At 73.1% G+C, this 17,522-nt stretch carries 12 protein-coding genes; 3 read left to right on the forward strand and 9 right to left on the reverse strand.

Annotation, left to right across the window (positions count from 1 at the left end; all coding sequences use genetic code 11):
• Nucleotides 1-28: 28 nt before the first annotated feature.
• Genes ACSUPV_RS09835 through ACSUPV_RS09855 form a run of 5 tightly spaced genes read right to left on the reverse strand, consistent with a single transcriptional unit; the run spans nt 29 to nt 5,471 of the window.
• The gene (locus ACSUPV_RS09835) at nt 29-1,264 is read right to left on the reverse strand and encodes an MFS transporter (RefSeq protein ID WP_436947319.1); all 1,236 of its coding nucleotides are present in this window, start codon (nt 1,262-1,264) and stop codon (nt 29-31) included.
• Nucleotides 1,248-2,300, reverse strand: a complete 1,053-nt coding sequence (locus tag ACSUPV_RS09840) for a dipeptide epimerase (protein ID WP_037761674.1) — start codon at nt 2,298-2,300, stop codon at nt 1,248-1,250. Before ACSUPV_RS09840 ends, ACSUPV_RS09835 begins: the two co-directional genes overlap by 17 nt.
• Nucleotides 2,297-3,385, reverse strand: coding sequence for a PLP-dependent cysteine synthase family protein (locus ACSUPV_RS09845; protein ID WP_382610777.1), 1,089 nt, complete (start codon nt 3,383-3,385; stop codon nt 2,297-2,299). The genes ACSUPV_RS09840 and ACSUPV_RS09845 overlap by 4 nt, the downstream gene beginning before the upstream one ends.
• The gene (locus tag ACSUPV_RS09850) at nt 3,382-4,218 is read right to left on the reverse strand and encodes a Rossmann-like domain-containing protein (protein WP_436947320.1); all 837 of its coding nucleotides are present in this window, start codon (nt 4,216-4,218) and stop codon (nt 3,382-3,384) included. Before ACSUPV_RS09850 ends, ACSUPV_RS09845 begins: the two co-directional genes overlap by 4 nt.
• A complete protein-coding gene (locus ACSUPV_RS09855) occupies nt 4,215-5,471 on the reverse strand; it encodes an ATP-grasp domain-containing protein (protein WP_382610783.1) in 1,257 nt (418 codons plus the stop codon). Before ACSUPV_RS09855 ends, ACSUPV_RS09850 begins: the two co-directional genes overlap by 4 nt.
• A gap of 147 nt (nt 5,472-5,618) precedes the next feature.
• Here ACSUPV_RS09855 and ACSUPV_RS09860 point away from each other — a divergent pair, with 147 nt between their 5' ends.
• Nucleotides 5,619-7,100: an alpha/beta hydrolase gene (locus tag ACSUPV_RS09860; RefSeq protein WP_436947321.1), complete on the forward strand. Its 1,482-nt coding sequence runs from the start codon at nt 5,619-5,621 to the stop codon at nt 7,098-7,100.
• 10 nt (nt 7,101-7,110) lie between these two features.
• Here the strand turns inward: ACSUPV_RS09860 and ACSUPV_RS09865 are convergent, their stop codons facing one another.
• The gene (locus ACSUPV_RS09865) at nt 7,111-8,172 is read right to left on the reverse strand and encodes a peptidoglycan recognition protein family protein (RefSeq protein WP_382610789.1); all 1,062 of its coding nucleotides are present in this window, start codon (nt 8,170-8,172) and stop codon (nt 7,111-7,113) included.
• A gap of 225 nt (nt 8,173-8,397) precedes the next feature.
• Nucleotides 8,398-9,219: a lipase family protein gene (locus ACSUPV_RS09870; RefSeq protein ID WP_436947322.1), complete on the reverse strand. Its 822-nt coding sequence runs from the start codon at nt 9,217-9,219 to the stop codon at nt 8,398-8,400.
• Between the two features lie 341 nt (nt 9,220-9,560).
• Here ACSUPV_RS09870 and ACSUPV_RS09875 point away from each other — a divergent pair, with 341 nt between their 5' ends.
• Entirely contained in the window at nt 9,561-10,742 is a 1,182-nt protein-coding gene (locus ACSUPV_RS09875) for a DSD1 family PLP-dependent enzyme (RefSeq protein WP_037761662.1), read from the forward strand.
• A 129-nt stretch (nt 10,743-10,871) separates the two neighbouring features.
• On the opposite strand, the gene ACSUPV_RS09880 is transcribed toward ACSUPV_RS09875, so the two are convergent.
• Nucleotides 10,872-11,750 (reverse strand): alpha/beta fold hydrolase, encoded by an 879-nt coding sequence (locus tag ACSUPV_RS09880; protein ID WP_037761661.1) that lies wholly within the window; start codon nt 11,748-11,750, stop codon nt 10,872-10,874.
• A gap of 136 nt (nt 11,751-11,886) precedes the next feature.
• On the opposite strand from ACSUPV_RS09880, the gene ACSUPV_RS09885 reads away from it, so the two are divergent.
• Nucleotides 11,887-13,890: a BTAD domain-containing putative transcriptional regulator gene (locus ACSUPV_RS09885; RefSeq protein WP_436947323.1), complete on the forward strand. Its 2,004-nt coding sequence runs from the start codon at nt 11,887-11,889 to the stop codon at nt 13,888-13,890.
• A gap of 754 nt (nt 13,891-14,644) precedes the next feature.
• Here the strand turns inward: ACSUPV_RS09885 and ACSUPV_RS09890 are convergent.
• Nucleotides 14,645-17,515, reverse strand: coding sequence for a pPIWI_RE module domain-containing protein (locus ACSUPV_RS09890; RefSeq protein WP_436947324.1), 2,871 nt, complete (start codon nt 17,513-17,515; stop codon nt 14,645-14,647).
• Nucleotides 17,516-17,522 lie beyond the last annotated feature (7 nt).

Here is a 17,522-nt window from a genome sequence, read left to right on the forward strand (position 1 = left end):
CTCGCGGACCGCCCGTCGGAGCCGCTGGTCACGCCTTGCTCCTCTCCCCCGCCGGGGTGGGGACGTCCGGGGCCGGGCTCGCGGGCAGGGCGTGGAGCCGGTGCAGCCAGGCCACGCCGAGCGCGGAGGCGAGGCCCATGCAGGCGCAGCACAGCCAGGGCAGCCACGCGGCGCCCCGCTCGCCGGTGTCCATGGCCCAGCCGACTGCGGTGTTGCCGAGGGCCGCGGCGACGCCGGAGACGACGTAGAAGATCCCGAAGTACGTGCCGGTCAGTTCGGGGCGGCCGAAGCCGGGGATCAGCTCCATCACGAACGGCTGGGCGATCATGACGCCGACGTAGAGCAGCAGGGCGCCGGCCAGGACGGGCACGATGCCCGGCAGGAACGCCGGCGGCAGGAAGGCCAGGCCCATGACCGTCAGGCCGGTGGCGATCCAACGCCCCCTGCTGCCCCGGGCCTTGAGGCTCCGGGTGATCCTCAGCTGCAGCGCCAGGTTGGCCACCGTGCCGACGAGGAAGACGATGCCCGCCGCCCCGTCCCAGCCGGTGGCTTCCCGCGCCCCGGCCGGCAGCAGCAGGTACAGCTGGTTCTCCAGGGTGAACATGCCGACCATGGCGAGCGCGAAGGCCAGGAACGCCCGGTTGCCGAGCACCTCCCGCCAGTCCCCGAGGACAGTGCTGCCGCTGGGTTCGGCCCTGCGCGCGGGCAGGACGAGGGCCTGCGCGACGGTGAGCACCGCGAAGATCCCGGCCGCGGTCAGCGCGGAGGTACGGAAGTCGACGAGGAGCAGCACGCTGCCCAGCAGCGGTCCGACGAGCGCGCCGGTCGTGGCGAAGACGTTGAACAGCGCGAACGCCTCCGCCCTGCGCTCCCCCGCCTCCTGCGCGAGGTACGCCCGCACGGCCGGGTTGAACAGTGCCCCGGCGACGCCGCTGAGGACGGAGGCGGCGAGCAGTACGGCCAGTCCGTCGCCGAGTGCGAACAGCGCGAAGCCGAGGGTGCGCAGGGCGCAGCCGGCGATGATGACACCGCGCGCGCCGAGCCGGTCGGAGGCGGAGCCGCCGATGAGGAACAGGCCCTGCTGGCTGAGGTTGCGGACGCCGAGGACGACGCCGACGACCGCCGCCGACAGGCCGAGGTTCTCGGTGAGGTGGGTGGCGAGGTAGGGGATGAGCAGGTAGAAGCCGGTGTTGACGCCGAACTGGTTGACCAGCAGCAGCCGTACGGCGAGCGGGAAGCGCCGCATCTCATGCCACGTCCGCACGTGCCGCCACCTCCTCGACGCCCAGTCCGGGAAGGCCGCTCGCCCGTACGACGCCGTCGGTGCCGCCGATGCCGGTCCACGGGTCGTGGGCGAGCAGCAGGTGCCCGTCGAGGTCGGCCCAGCGGGCCCGGTCGGCCAGGTGCACGGCGGGCGCGAGCCCGAGGGTGCTGGCGGTGAGGCAGCCGAGCATCAGCGCGGTGCCGCTGCCCTCGACCGCCTCGGCGATGCGGAGGGCCGCGTGCGCCCCGCCGCACTTGGCGAGTTTGACGTTGACGCCGTGGACGCGTCCGGCGAGGCGGCGGACGTCCTCCGGGCCGACGGCGTCCTCGTCGGCGATGACGGGCAGCGGCGCGCGCTGCGCGAGGGCGGCCAGGGCCTCCGGATCGCCCGGGGCGAGGGGCTGTTCGACGGCTTCCACGCCGAGGTCGGCGAAGCGCGGCAGCAGGGCGTCGGCCTGCGCCGCGGACCAGGCTCCGTTGGGGTCCAGGAGCAGCCGGGCCCGGGGGGCGGCGTCGCGGATGACGCGGACGCGTTCGATGTCGTCCTCGGGGTCGGGGGCGCCCGCCTTGACCTTGACGAGTTCGAAGCCGCGCGCGGCGAGGCGGCGGGCCTCCGCCGCGGCGTGGGCCGGGGCGGTGATGCCGATGGTGCGGGCGGTCGCGGCGACGGGGGTCGCGTCGGTGCCGAGGAGCCGGTGCACGGGGACGCCCGCGCGCTTGCCGGTGAGGTCCAGCAGCGCCGACTCGACGGCGGCGGTGACCATGGGCGGCGTGTCGTCGGGGAACAACTCCCCGTCCCGCAGGGCGTCCAGGGCGCTCTCCGGGTCGGCGAAACGGCTCAGGTCCACGGCCGTCAGGAGCCGGACCAGTGTCTCGGTGCCGAGCCCGTAGTACACGCTGGTGACGGCCTCGCCGTGACCGCGCAGTCCGTCGTGCTCGACGGTCAGCCACACGGCGTCGCGTGCGGCCATGGTGGAACGGGAGATGCGCAGCGGCTCGGCGAGGGCGAGGCGTACGGTGCGCAGGCTGGGCTTCACGGGCTCTCTTTCCGGAGGGCGGGGGCGGCGAGGGGGTCGCTGACGCGGGTGCAGCGGACCCAGCCGGCGGCCTCCGCCGCGTAGGGGTGCGGGATCTCGACGGGCCGGGTGGCGGCGGTCGCGGGGTCGAGGCCGTGGGCGGTGGTGAAGTCGTCGTCGTAGACCGTGCCGAGGTAGCGGTGCGGTCCGTCGGGGAAGACGGTGGCGACGACCGCCCCGGGGTGGACGCGGGCGGCCCAGGCGGCGACCCGGGCGGCGGCGCCGGTGCTCCAGCCGCCGCTGACGAAGGCGCCCCGGGCCAGCCGGCGGCAGCTGTCGACGGCCTCGGCGGGGCCGACCCAGTGCACCTCGTCGAAGGCGTCGTAGGCGACGTTGCGCGGGTGGATGCTGCTGCCGAGGCCGCGCATCAGCCGGGGCCGGGCGGGCTGGCCGAAGATGGTGGAGCCGGTGGCGTCGACGCCGATGAGCCGCAGGGCGGGCCAGTGCCGGCGCAGCGGGCCGATGATGCCGGCGCTGTGGCCGCCGGTGCCGACGCTGCACACCAGGATGTCGAGGTGGTCGAGCTGCACGGCGAGTTCGGCGGCCAGGGAGGCGTAGCCGGCGGTGTTGTCGGGGTTGTTGTACTGGTCGGGCCAGTAGGCGCCGGGCAGTTCGGCGAGCAGGTCGCGCAGCAGGGCGAGGCGTGCGGCCTGCCAGCCGCCGGGTTCGGCCGGGCGGTCGGCGATCTCCAGCCGCACGCCGTGGGAGCGCAGCAACTGCCGCATGGACGGCTCCAGTTCGCGGTCGCCGACCAGCACGATCGGATGGCCGAGGGCCTGTCCGGCGAAGGCGAGTCCGATGCCGAGGGTGCCGGAGGTGGACTCCACGACCGGGGCGCCGGGCAGGAGTTCGCCGCGCTCGCGGGCGCCGAGCAGCATGGACACGGCGGCCCGTGCCTTCATCCCGCCCGCCGCGAGCCCTTCGAGCTTGGCCCAGAAGCCGGGGTGGGGGCCGGGCAGGTCGGCGGTGATGCGGGCCAGTGGGGTGCGGCCGAGCAGGGAGAGCAGTTCCCGGCGTGCCTCCGGCCGGAGCGCGGTCGCGGTCATCGGCCGCCTCCCGGACAGGAGCCGCGGTAGCGGTGGACGACCCCGGGGCCGCCGTCGAGCCAGAAGAAGGGGTACGGCTCCGCGCACACCGCGCTCACCCCGTGGCCGAGGAGGCGGGGCAGCACGGCGCTGCCGGTCTGGGCGAACATCACGAGCTGCTTGCCGTGGGCCAGGGCGTGCAGCCGCAGCGGTTCGAAGGTGCCGTTGCCCAGGGTCATGCCGGAGACGAGCAGCGCGTCGCACCCGTCGGCCGCGGCGAGCGCGTCGGTGACCACCGGCTCGCCCCACTCGGTCGCGCCGCCCTTGAGGTCGCAGGGGACGTAGCGCAGGCCGCGGGAACGCAGCGCTTCCAGCAGGGAGTTGACGACGCCCACCACGAGCACCGTGGCGCCGGGCGGCAGGTCGAGCAGCTCGACGACGGCCTCGGCCCGGGCCCGGGACTTCTCCAGCGACGACCCGGCGGGCAGCGGCACGGGCGCGGCCCCCTGGTCCGGGGTGTGCGGCAGGACGTGCATCAGGTAGGCGTCGAGGGCCGCCACGCGCACCGGCGGCAGCGGGTGCTCCAGCAGCAGCGCCACGTCGGCGCCGACGCACTCCTCGACCGCGCTGTCCGGGAGCGCCCCGGGCTCGACGGCGCAGGAGCCGACGGCCTCGGCGAGACGGAGGCTGAGGACCTCGTTGCGGTAGCCGGTGCCGCGCCCGGCGTGCCGGACGGCCTGCCGGGTGGTGAAGGCGACGGAGACGCGCAGGGTGGCCGGGTCGGGTCCGAGGGCCCCGTCGCGCACCCGGGCCACGAGGCCGTCGTAGGACGTGCCGGTGACGGCGGTGGTCATCGGATCACCAGTCCCGAGCGCAGTTCGTCCAGCAGGGATTCGACTCGGGCGCGGGCCCCGAGCCCGTCGGCGTCGCCGGCCATGACGTGCCCCAGGTACTCGTTGTTGCTGCCGGCCGCCTTCACCGTCCTGCCGGGCTCGGCGAGTTGGACCTCCAGCACCCCGGGCCGGTCGGCCGTCCCGCTGCCGTCCAGCGCTTCGAGGGTGCCGGAGGCCTCCGGCACCAGGAAGCCGATGGCGGCGCTGCGCAGCCCGGTGTCGGTGTGCCGCAGGTCGGGTGCGCGGCCCAGGGCGACGTCGACGAAGGCGGCGGCCAGGTCGATGCCGGTGACGTGGCGTATGAGCTCGGTGATGCGGTTCCCGGCGGGCCGGGGGTTGACCTCGACCACGCGCGGTCCGGCGGAGGTCAGCTTGATCTCCGTGTGTGCCACGACCCCGTCGGTCAGGCCGAGGGCCTTGAGCGCGGCCAGGGCGGTCTGCTCGGCGGCGTCGGTGTCGGCCGGTGCCAGGGCGGCCGGGAACATGTGCCCGGTCTCGACGAAGGCGGGTGCCCCGCCGACGCTCTTGTCGGTCACGCCCACCACCTGGACCGCGCCCGCGTGCGACACCGTCTCGACGCTCACCTCGGGCCCGTCCAGCAGCTCTTCGAGCAGCACCACGGGCGTGCGCCGCTGTCCTCGGGCGTTGACCGGGAAGTCGGCCAGGGCCCGGCAGGCGGCGGCGAGTGCGGCCTCGTCGTCGACCCGGCGCACGTACATGCCCGCACACAGGTCGACGGGTTTGACGACCAGCGGATAGCCGATCTCCCGGGCCGCTCGGGCGATGTCGGCCCACTCCTCGCGCACGGCGAAGCGCGGGCCCGGGACCCCGGCGTCGTCGAGGACGCGGCGGGTGGCGTCCTTGCGGCAGGCGTTCTCGACGGCCTCCGGCCCGGGGCCGGGCAGTCCGAGACGGCCCGCGATCCGGGCCACCGTCGGCAGGTAGTAGTCGCAGGACGTGACGACCCCGTCGAAGCCGAGCACCTGGTGCAGCCGCTCGACCTCTGGCAGCAGTGCCTCGATGTCGTTGGTGTCGGCGGTGATGACGTTGCGGGCGCCGAGCAGCGGATGAGCCGTCCCCTCCGGTGCCGAGCGCAGGTAGTGGTGCAGGTCGCGGGTGAGGAAGGTGAACGTGTGCCCGTTCTCCCGGATCGCCCGCGGCAGCAGTCTGCTCATGGAGCCGACCCAGCTCTCGACCACCAACAGATGAGCCACAACTCCCCCTTTTCCACGATGAGTTCGAGGCGTGCGGGCAGCCCGGCGAGCCCTCCGGGGGGAGGGCGCCGGGTGTTGCCGCCGAAGACGTTATCGATAATCATTTTCATTGTCATCTGGTTGGGCGAAGATCTTCTGGAGAACCCCTTGACCCGTCCCGCACGCCGCACCGCACTGCTGTGCGCCCTCACGGCCGCCTCTGCGCTGCTCCCGGCCGCCCCCGTCCAGGCCTCGGAGGCGCCTTCGCCCCTGCGGTTCGGCGCCTGCCCGGACTCCGTCCCCCGGCCGGCCCCTCCGGAGCGCGTGGAGTGCGGACGGCTCACCGTGCCGCTGGACTGGCGGCACCCCCGAGGCCCTCGCATCGAGGTGGCGGTCTCCCGGGTCCGCGCCTCGGGCACGCCCGCCGAACGGCGCGGCATCCTGCTGGTCAACCCGGGCGGCCCGGGCGGCTCCGGACTCCCCTACGCGGTCACCAAGCGGGCGAAACTCCCCGAGAGCGTGCGGCGCGCCTACGACGTGATCGGCTTCGACCCACGCGGCACGGGGCGGAGCACCCCCGTCACGTGTGGCCCGATGGGAGGCCTCTTCGACAGCCCGGGCGGCGACCCGGTCCCGGTGGGGCCCGCGGCGGAACGGACGTACCTGAGGTCCCTGCGGGCCATGGCGGACGACTGCGCCACGCACGCGGGCCGCCTGCTGCCCCACCTGTCGACCGAGCAGACGGCGTACGACATGGACGCGATACGCGCCGCCCTCGGCGAACCGGAAACGAGCTTCCTCGGCGTCTCCTACGGCACCTACCTGGGCGCCGCCTACACCGCCCGGTTACCACACCGCGTGGGCCGGATGGTGCTGGACAGCGTCGTCGGCCCCTGGGACTGGTACGACTTCGACGTCCTGCAGAGCCGGGCGCTGCTGCGTCAGCGCGACACCTTCTTCGCCTGGGCCGCCGGGTACTTCGGGCTGGGCGAGACACCGGCCGAGGTGCGCGCGTCCTACCTGCGCGTGCGCCGGGGGCTCGCCGCACGGCCGGTGGCCGGTTTCGGTCCGGCGGAGTTCGACCGGGCCGTGTACCGCGCCCTGGGCCGTACCGAGCGGTGGGCGGGCCTGGCCGGCGGGCTGCGCGGCTACCTGGCCGACGGCGGCGTCGACGCGCTGCGCCCGGCCACCGCCTTCGACGGCCCGGACTCCCGCACGTACGAAGCGGCCAACCGCGTCGTCAAGTGCGCCGACGGGCCGGGCCCCACCCCCCGCGACATCGTCGCGGACATCCGCCGCACCCGCCGTGCCGACCCGCAGCCGGTGCTGACCGGCATGGAGGCGAGCACCTGCGCCTACTGGCACCACCGGCCCCCGCACCGCACCCCGCTCGGCAGCCCCGCCGCTCCGCCGGTCCTCCTGGTCGCCTCCGCACACGACCCCGTGACACCGGTCGAGGGAGCCCGCTCCCTGCAGCGGCTGCTCCCCGGCTCACGCCTGGTCACCCTCGACGACGACTACTCCCACGGCGTGTTCGCGAGCCGCGGCGACGCGTGCGTGGACGGCACCGCGGCGGCCTACCTGGTGGACGGAACGGTGCCCGCGGCGAACGTGCGCTGCCAGGGCCCCGGACTCCCGGCGCCGAAGTGACCCGGGGCGCTCACGCCTCCTTCCACACCAGCACGGTCAGCACGGCGCTCACGACGGTGACCGGGACGGCGGCCTGGTTCAGCAGCCGGACGCGCATGCTGCGTCCCGACGCTATGCGCTTCGTCACGGGCAGGACGGCGAAGGTGCCGCCGCCGGTCCCCACGATCTCGTGGATCGGGTGGTCCGCGCGGTGCTGGTCGCCCTGGTACTCCGACATGCGCGCCTGGACGACCGCGCCCGCCGGCAGCCCGTCGAGGTGGAGGCTGACGGTCCCGCTGAAACGGGCCGGTCCCCGGGCGAAGACGCTCCCGCCGGTGGCGTGATCACCGGTCTCGTCGCTCCACTCGGTGGCGAACTCCACCGAGTCCCAGGCGCCCGGCGGGAGTTGGTACCGCCCGGCGACACCGAGGTTGACGTACTGGGGCATGGGGTCCTCTCCTTCCCACAGGCCCGCCGGGAGGGCCAGGGCGTCGGCCACGTCACGGCGGAAGCCGGCCATGTCGAACCCGCGCGGGTCGACCTTCCAGTCGCTCCATTCCAGGTGGCCGATCGCGCTCTTGTGGCCCCAGCCGTGCGCGCGGCAGACCGCGGCGGTGGCCTTGACCATGGCGAGGTACTGGGCGGGGGGCCAGGGATCCCTGCCGTCGCCCTTGTTCTCGCACTCCCAGCCGTAGAAGCGGGCGTTGCCGTCGACCGCGCCGCCCGAGCCGTCGTGCTCGTGCGTGGGGGGCGGGTAGGCGCCGTACGACTCGCCGATGACGGCGTTCAGTACGTCGCCGTCACCGCCGCCGGCGTGGTTGGCCCGGCCGTTGCCGGTCAGGTGGACGACGCCGTCCTTGGTGATGCAGCCGGTGGCGAGCGGGCCGGGCAGGGCGCTGTGGCCGTGGTAGATGAGCCCGACGACGTCCGTGCCGGGCCCGGTGACGGTGTGGTGGATCATCACGCCGTGGACGGGCCCCCAAGGCCCTTTGTGATTACGGTTGTTGGTGCGCCAGCCACTGACCTCGTGAACGGCGCAGCCCTCGGCCTGCAACGCGGCGACGAGCCGGGCGGCGGTGAGCGGTGTGGCCATGCGTCGGTCCTCCGTTTCGGCGCGCTCGTGCCGGGGTGAAGACAGCGGTCGCAGCTGCGGAGCCTGACTGGCGGATCGTTTCGCCCGAATGTGCCGCGTGCACCTCGCCAGGTCCCCACCATTCTCGCGCCGCTCGCCCCGTCCCTCACCTAGCCGTACGCCCCGTCCGCGAATTCGGCGGGATTCCGACGCTGCCGCACCCGGGCCGGGTGCGGGGGTGCCGCCTCAGTTGAGGTTCTTCTCCAGGACCCTCAGATAGCTGTCGACGAAGTGGTCCCGGACGCCGTCGCCGGCGGGTGCGAAGAGGTCGGCGGTCATCCCGCTCACCCGGTCGGCCAGCCCGCCGATCAGCGGCATGGACTCGCGGATCCGCCCGTGGGAGTCGATGTACCGCAGGGCGCTCACATGCGTGTAGAAGGGCTCCGGCGGGAGCTGCGGCACGATGTCGTTGTTGTTGACGAAGCGGTACATGCGGTTCTTGTAGCCCTTGTCGTACGCGGCGGCGAGCGTCGGGTCGCAGGTGCGGGGCTGGCCGAAGGTGTACACGCCGTCCGCCGCCAGCCGCGGCTCCTCCAGGTACATCCGCGCCCCGGCGAGCATCGCCAGCGCTCCGCCGAGGCTGTGCCCCGTGAACCACACGCTCTGCCCGTCGGTGCGCCACTCGTCGAGCGTGGCCAGGACGTCCGGGTAGATCGAGTCCAGGGCCTCGGCGAAGCCGTGGTGGACGTACCCGGTGCCGTCCGGGCCGCGCCGCGGCGGTGCCGTGCCGTCGGTCAGCCAGTCCTTGATCTGCGCGGGTTCCGTACCGCGGAACGCGGTGATGATCATGTGGTCGCTGGCCAGCGTGTACGCCTGCGTGTCCTGGAGCGGGAACGGCGGCGTGAACCGCGTCTCGTGGTGGCGCACGCGGCCGAAGCCCCACTTGTCCGCCTGCTGCTCGATGGTGGCCCGGTCCTTGTACGCCAGCGCGCACGCCTGGGCGAGACAGTAGGCGTGCCGCAGGTTGTAGCCGGAGACGCGGTGGTCGAGGGTGACGGGAGCGGTCACGGTTTCCCTTTCGGCGGTGGACTCGGACGGGCCCGCCCCGAGGGCCGGGCACCGGGTCCCGTCGTACCGACCGGCCGACGACACCCCCGGGTCCGACACGCCTCGCGGACCGCGCCCCGGGGGGAATTCATCCGTACGGGCAGCGCCAGCGGAGCACGATGACGTGCCGCCCGCCCGGTGCACGTGCGTCCGGCCCGCGCTGGACAGCCGGTGACTGCCTGCTTAGACTTCGAGTCCAGAGTTTAGATGGACAATCCAACCGGGGTCTCATCACACCGGACACCGGCGTCATCGTTCGCACCTACGCCACATGAAAGGGCGGAGAACATGGACGTCCCCCTGTGAACAGTCCCGCGGGCACCACGAGCCCAGCCGGCGCACGGACCTTGGCCGACCCGGACACCCCGTTCGCCGTCGTCGACGTCCACCGGACCCTGCGCAACATCGCCCGCCTGCGGGACAGGGCCGACCGCCTCGGGGTCACCCTGCGCCCGCACGTCAAGACGGCCAAGAGCCTCGACGTCGCCGCCCTCCTCCACGAGGGCGCGCCGCCCTGCCCGGTCACCGTCTCCACCCTCGCCGAGGCGGAGGCGTTCGCCGACGGCGGCTACACCGACATCACGTACGCCGTCGGCATCGCCCCGCAGAAACTCCCCCGTGTGATCGCGCTGCTGCGCCGCGGTGTGCGCCTGCGCGTCCTGCTGGACAGCCTCGAGCAGGCCGTGTCCGTCGCGGAAGCCGCCCAAGGGGCCGGTCTGCCTCTCCCCACCCAGATCGAGATCGACTGCGACGGTCACCGCGGCGGCCTCAAGCCCGACGCGCCCCGACTCCTCGAGATCGGCAGGGTGCTGCACGAGGCGGGCTGTCTGGACGGCGTCCTGACCCACGCCGGCGAGTCCTACTTCGCGCACACCGCCGATGACCAGCTCCTGGCGGCGCGGAACGAACGCGACACCGCCGTAACCGCGGCCGAACGCCTGCGCACGGCCGGCCTGCCCGTTCACACCGTCAGCGTCGGCTCGACCCCCACCGCCCACGCCGCCGAGGACCTCACCGGAGTCACCGAACTGCGCGCCGGGAACTACGTCTTCTTCGACCTGGTGATGGCCGGTCTCGGCGTCTGCGGCCTCGACGACCTCGCTCTCTCCGTCGTCGTGACCGTCATCGGCCACCGGCCCGAATACGGGTGGATCCTCACCGACGGCGGCTGGATGGCCATGTCCCGCGACCGCGGCACCGCCGCCCAGCCGCAGGACCAGGGCTACGGTCTGGTCACCGACCTGGACGGCACCCTCGTCCCCGGCCTGGTCATGACGGCCGCCAGCCAGGAGCACGGCACTCTCACCGTCCGCGACGGCGCCCGCCTGCCCGACCTGCCGGTGGGCACCCGCCTGCGCGTCCTGCCCAACCACGCCTGCGCCACCGCGGCCCAGCACCACGGCTACCACGTCATCGACAGCGGCCGGGCAGCCGGCCCCGCCCCCGTGATCCAGGCGTACTGGCCCCGCGTCAACGGCTGGTGATCCGGGTGGCCGACCGGACGCGGCAGGGGGCGGTCACACCGGTGATCGACCCCCCTCACTCAGGTGCGCGCACCACGGGTACAGCCGCAGGGCCCGGTGCCACGCCTGCCGCCGGCGGCTCCGGGGCGGTTATCGCTGTACCAGGTCGAGGATCAGGGCGGCGATGTCCTCGGGGGCCTCCTCGGCCATGAAGTGGCCCGCCTCGGTGGTGAAGTGCCGGAGGTCGGTGGCCCACGGCCGCCAGACGGCAGCCGCGTCGAAGCCCAGTTGCCCGCCCCAGTCCTGCTGGACCACCGTCACCGGCATGGTGAGGCGGTTGCCGGCGTCCAGGTCGGCCTGGTCGTGTGCGATGTCGACGGTCGCGGTGGCCCGGTAGTCGGCGACGATCGACGCGACGGCGCCCCGGCAGGCACGCAGGTACTCGGCACGTACGTCCGGCGGGATCGCGTCGGAGCCGGTGGACCAGGTGTCGAGGAAGTGGCCGAAGAACGCGTCGGCGCTGCGGGAGATCATCCGCTCGGGCAGACCGGGCGGCTGGGCCATCAGATAGAGGTGGAAACCCACCGCCGCGTGGACGCCGCGCAGGACGTTCCAGGTGTCCAGGGTGGGCACGATGTCCAGGATTCCCAGGTGGGTGATCCGGTCCGGGTGGTCCAGGCCCGCCCGGAAGGCGACGTGCGCGCCACGGTCGTGCCCGACCAGCGCGAACCGGTCGAACCCGAGTGCGTCGGCCAGGCGGACGATGTCCGTGGCCATCGTCCGCTTCGCGTAGGTGTCCTCGCTGACCGGGACCGGCTTGCTGCTGGCGCCGTAGCCGCGCAGATCGGGGCAGACCACGGTGTGGTGCGCGGCCAGGGCGGGGGCGACATGCCGCCACATCAGGTGGGTCTGGGGGAAGCCGTGGAGCAACACGAGCGCCGGCCCTTCCCCGCCGACCGCCGCGTTCAGCTCGATGCCGTCGGCCACACCGATCGACCTGGTGGTGAATCCCGGAAGGGTGATGCCCATCGTCGTCTCCTTCTCCGAACGTCGTGCGCCACTGCCGTTCACCTGTGAACGGGTGAACGAGAGGAGGATCGGACAGCCGGATCAGCAGGGGATCAGCGGCGCCCGTCCGAGGCCGGCGCGGGACGACAATGAGCCCATGGAGATCCGCGTCGAGGTGCTCGGACCGATCGAGGTCACGGACGCCGGGGGCCGTCCCGTGGCGGTGGGCAGCCGACGCCGCCGCGAGGTGCTGGGCCGCCTGGTCGCCGCCGGCGGCCGGGCCGTCCCGCTCCCGGCGCTGGTGGCCGATCTGTGGGAGGATCCCCCGCCCACAGCCGCCGGGACGGTGCGCACCTTCGTCGCCGAACTGCGCCGCGCCCTCGAACCGGATCGTCCCCCGCGCACCCGCTCGCGAGTCATCGAGACCGTCGGTACCGGATACGCCCTGCGCGTTCCGCGGGCGCACGTCGACGCCCACCGGTTCGAGGACACCCTCAAGGCCGTGCGCGCCGCCACCGCCGGCGAGGTGGCCCGTGCGCTGGGCGACGCGCTCGCGTGGTGGCGGGGCGAGCCGTACGCGGACCTGGACGCCTCCCCCTGGCTGGCCCCGGAACGCGCCCGCCTGGCCGAACTGCACCGGCAGGCCGTCGAGTCACGTGCCCGGGCGGTGCTCGACCTCGGGCGAGGCGCGCCCCTCGTCCCGGATCTGGAAGCGTTCGCGACCACACACCCGTGGCGCGAGCACGCCTGGGTCCTGCTGTCCCGTGCCCTCTACCAGGCCGGCCGCCAGGTCGACGCGCTGGCCTCGCTGCGCGGCGCGCGGACGAGGTTGCTGGAGCGGTTCGGACTGGCGTCGGCGGAGAGCCTCGACCATCTGGAACGCGACATCCTCCGCCACGCCCCCCACCTCACGCCCACGTCCCCGGACGAGGACCGGCTGCGCCTGCTCACCCGCACCGAGGCGACGGGGACCTACACCAGGCTGCGCTCGATGAGCACCGTGGCCAGGGCCGCCGCGGTCACCGGCGGCACCAACCTGGTCCTCGCCCAGGAACAGCGTGCCGCGGCCGTCGCGGAAGCGGAACGGACCGGGGACCCCGACCTGACCGCCCGTGTGATCGCGGCCTACGACGTCCCCACCGTCTGGACCCGCCCTGACGATCCCGAACGGTCCGAGGCCCTGGTCGCGACAACCCGGCGCACCCTGCACCGACTCGGGCCGGGGGCCTCGCCCGCGCTGCGCGCACGCCTCCTCGCCACCGTCGGGCTCGAACACCGCGGCACCAGGGACCGCTGGGCCGCCGAAGCGGCGACCGAGGCCGAGCGCCTGGCCCGGGAACTCCACGACCCGGGCATCCTGGCTCTCGCCCTCAACGCCCGGTTCGTGCAGTCCTTCCAGCAGCCCGGGCGCACCGCGGAACGCGACACGATCGCCGGCGAGCTCATCGATCTGTCCGCCCGGCACGATCTGCCGATGTTCGAGATCCTCGGGCATCTGATCAGGATCCAGGTCTGCGCGGCCCGCGGCGAGACGGCCATGGAGACCGCGCACCACCACGTCACGGCGGCCGAGCGGCTCGCCACCCTGCACGAGACCCCGCTCGTCCACACGCTCACCGCCGCCTTCCGGACCATGCGGCTGGCCCAACGATCGAGCGACCCCGCCGAGGTCGCTCACGCCTACCGCACCCTGGCCACCGACCTCGCCGGCGCCGGCATGCCCGGGGTCGAAGCCGGCGTCCTCCCGCTCGCGCTTCTCTCACTCCGCCTGCGTCACGCACGCCCCGCGCCCACGGACCCCGCCCTCGACTGGGGCCCCTACCGCCCCTGGGCCCAGCCCCTCATCGACCTCGCCCGCGGCAACACCGCAGCGGCCCGCCGCACCGCCGCCGCCCTGCCGGCACCCCCCGCCGACCACCTCTACGACGCGCTCTGGGCCGTGACCGCACACACGGCACTCCAACTCCAAGACACGTCCCTCGCGGCACAGGCACACGACGCCCTCTCCCCCTTGCGCGGCGAGGTCGCCGGCGGAACGACCGCCATGCTCACCTTCGGGCCGGTGGACGACGTACTGGCGGCTTTGGAGGAGCACCTCGGACCGAAGAAGCACCAGCCGGGCCCGCCGACTGCACGTCGAGAACAACAGCGACGACGGTGACTGGCCTACGGGGTGGCGTTCTCGAAGAGACGGTTGAGGAGCTCCCCCTTCCACGTCACAGACCCCGTACCCCGTCGGGATCCTGCGGCGCAGGGCGTCCTCGACCTCCTTCCAGTCGCCGCCACGCGCCTCGGGCAGCCGGAGAACGCACTGCGCCCGCACCGGCCGACAAGGAGCCGAGTTGCCATGGGTTATGCAATGGCGACTCGGAACGGCCGACTCGCCTCGACAACGCCCGCCGTGCACGCAAGCCACTCACTGTCGACCGGCGAACGCGCACGGGCCACCGTCGTCGCCCGTACCCCGGTGCCCGCAGCGGACTGGCGACCCACTGCCGTGCCCGTCTCCTCCCGCACCAGGTCCCCACCGCGGTCGACTTCGTCTCCGCGCTGCCTAAGAACTCCATGGGCAAGATTTGGCGCGCGACGAAGGGCGCCGTCCCGGGCACCGAGCCCCAGGAATCAGGGAGCCAGCAGGTCAGAGGCTCTTCGCGGCGGGCTCCAAAATAACCACGCACTCGACAGCGGCCACCAGTTCTCCTCGACCACGGCGATGCCGTGTTCGGTCATGGCGCGGGGCAGCTCAGGGTCCCAAGGTGCCTCGGTGACGCGGCCGGGCTGAGGGCCGTTTGTGTGCGGGCGACCGCGGCACGATAGTCAGCCGCATCATACGCCAGGGGCGGGCCGGTGCCTTGTCCACGAGATACGCAGCGATCCGGACGCCTTCACCATCGAGTTCCCGCAGCAGCGTGGCGTCACTCGGTCGCTTCCGCCGTTCCATCGTCGGCGTCTTCGTCGAAGTGGAAGGAAAGCTGTCCAGGCCTACACGCCTTCGAGTCGGCTGCCGCCTCCAGCAAAGGGTCCACGGCCTCCTCGTCATCGTGTGGCAGCGCGTACTCGTCGGCAAGCCGGGCCAGGTGGAGCGCCAAGGGAAGACCGAGCACGTCCCGGTAATCGTCCCTGCACAACCTCTGCTGATGAACGAAGGCTGCCCACGCCTCGGGATCGTCACCCGGCTGCAGGCAAGCAACGGTGACTTCGAGTAGCTCCGGGTTCCAGCCGTTCGCCGTCGGACGATAGGCATTCCTGCCTTTGGCGTTGACGTGCGGCGTCAGCTTCGCGTCGTCGTTCGTCAGCTTGGTCTGCGTGCTCGCCTTGTCGGCCGTACTGTAGAAGACCCGACCGGACTCGCCGGGTGCGCGGGGCAGCCACACACCCATCGTGAAGCCGCCGCGCTGCTGCCCTGCCAGCTCTTCGTCGTTCTCCTCCCGCTCCGCCCACCACTGGGCGGTCTCGTCACGGTCGCTGTCGGCGACTCGGACGACCCGCAGCTGCTTTCCGTAGAGCCCGATCCTCTGCGACGGCCCGCCGTCGAGACCGATCCGGTCCTGTTCCAGACCGTCGTTCCTGAGCCACGGCCACCTCTTGCGGAGGTCCTGGGCGTGGGCCAGGACGAGGGTGGGTGAGCTGCGGAGCCCGGACAGGGTGTTCTTGACGAAAGCCGCGGTGAGGGCCGACTGTTGCGCCACTGTCTGGCAGTCCTCGCCCCTGACACGGCCGGTGAGGCCCTTGAGAAGTTCCGGATACGGCACCCATTCGTGCATGTCGGCACTGCGGCCGAGGACGCACTTCGCACCGGGGCGCAGCAACACGGCGATGGGGGTGAACTGGGCCTTGCCCGTGGGGCCGTCGTGCCGGCGTTCCACCAGGTGGAAGGCGACCTGGTTCAGGCCCTCGGGAAAGAGCTCCCCGAGGGTGTGCTGGGGTACGAGCCGCATACCCGTCTGGCGCAGAGCGTCCGCCCAGGCCGCCTCGGCACGCAGAGCCGCCTCCTCCTCTGCCTTGTCCTTCTCCAAAGAGGCGTCCAGCGGCTGGATGAACTGGGTCACCAGGCCTGCGTCCGCGCAGCCGAGTCGGATGGCGTGCTTGGGGTCGGCCCGACGCTTCTCCCGCTTGAACGGCTCCCACTCGAGCTCCACGATGGCGATCTGGGCTCCGGGGACCGAGGTGCGAAGGGACGCCATCGCCTCGGCGACCCGGGTGCGCCGCTCCCCGATGGCCTCGTCGTGCTCGCGCCCGGCGCGCGGCACACGGTCTCCGCCCAGCGGAGCTCCCAGCAGGCCCAGCGGTCGTGCGTGCAGTCGTACGGTCAGCTCCTCTGCCTGCCACTCCCAGGTCTCGGGGCCCTGCTCGCGGCGGTGGGCCTCCAGACCGAGGTCCTTCTCGGCGGCGGCCACGATCCGGTCCCTCTGGTCGTCGGTCTGGTGAAGCACCACGCCCACCAGGTCGGTGCCGTCCAGCGCCGCGGCCAGCGTGCGCCGGCGCACGGCCGCGTTCTCTGCCGAGAGCGGCGCCGACTTGGCGAGGATCTCCGCTTTCTTCTCCGGGGTGGCGTTCTTCGGGACGGAGGGGAGCTTGGCGAGGTGACGCCGCGGTGGCCGGGCGTAACGGCTGCGCTCCAGCTTCGGCACCGGGACGAATTCGGGCGCCAGGGCCTGTTCCGCCCACTCGATCAGACGGCGTCGCTCGCTGGGCATCAGTCCGGTATTGATGAGGTGCTTGCCCATGGCGGCCTGGTGGCCCACCGCCAAGCGGATGCCGTCGCGGCCGTTGCCGCCCTCACCGATCCAGTAGTCGGCCTCCTTGATGAGCCGGTCCGCCGACGGCAGGGCGTCGAGGGCGGTGACGGCGGCCAGCATGCCCTCGGTGCCACCCTGCCGCCAGTCGGTCGTCCCGTTCCTCCACTGGAGCATGGCCACCGAGAAGCGCTGCGGTACGGGGCCATCCGGAACGAGCGAGGCATCCGGGCGCAGGTACACCGAGACCCCCCTCCGGTAGGGCATGAACACTTTCCCGGTGACGAATCGGCGGACACCGGCGCTCAGGTGGACCCGCGGCACCGCGGAGAAGGGGACCGTGCGTACCGTGACGCGGATGACGGCCGAGTAGTAGGCGGGGCGGCGATCGCCCTTCCCGGGGACGTACTGGATCGGCGGCCACGACATCAGTTCCGCGCCACCGCTTCCGACGCCGCGCGCACCGCTCACCCCCGCCACCTGGTGGAAGGTCAGGCGGCGGCCTCCATGTTCGTACGGTTCCTGCCGGGCGATGCGGGCCGCCAGTTCGTCGGGCAGGAGTCGGTACACGTGTGGGGCGGGCAGAGCGGTGCCGCCCGGTGACAGGTCCTGCTCGAGGAGGTCGACCTCGGCGGGCTGCCAGTTCAGGGAGCCGGTGTCCAGGTCGCGGAAGCAGTCCAGCAGGAGCCGGGTGGCCTCGGGGTCGTCCGCGTTGCGCCGCAAGCTCTTGAGCCACGTGGCGACGTAGAGGTTTGTCACGGGTGCGGGATAGGGCCGCGCGCAGTACAGCCAGGGACGGTCGGCGCCGAAGGTGGCCGTGGAGTCGACGGTGACGACGTCCGGGGCGGTGGCGCGCATGAGCTGGTTGATCTGCTGGGTGGGCACCCTGCGGTACGTCCTACTCCGCCCCTCGCCCTGCCCGTGCTCGCGGAGCCGCTGGAGTGGTCCCTCCCAGCCGGCGGGCAGACAGAGCGTGTGCAGGGGGATTTTGAACGGCCCCTGTGCCGGGTCGGGCGCATAGGCCGCCGCGCGTACGTGCTGATATGTCATCCTTCGG

The sequence above is a fragment of the Streptomyces sp. SudanB52_2052 genome (genome assembly GCF_964272415.1).
In the GTDB taxonomy this organism is placed as follows: domain Bacteria; phylum Actinomycetota; class Actinomycetes; order Streptomycetales; family Streptomycetaceae; genus Streptomyces; species Streptomyces olindensis.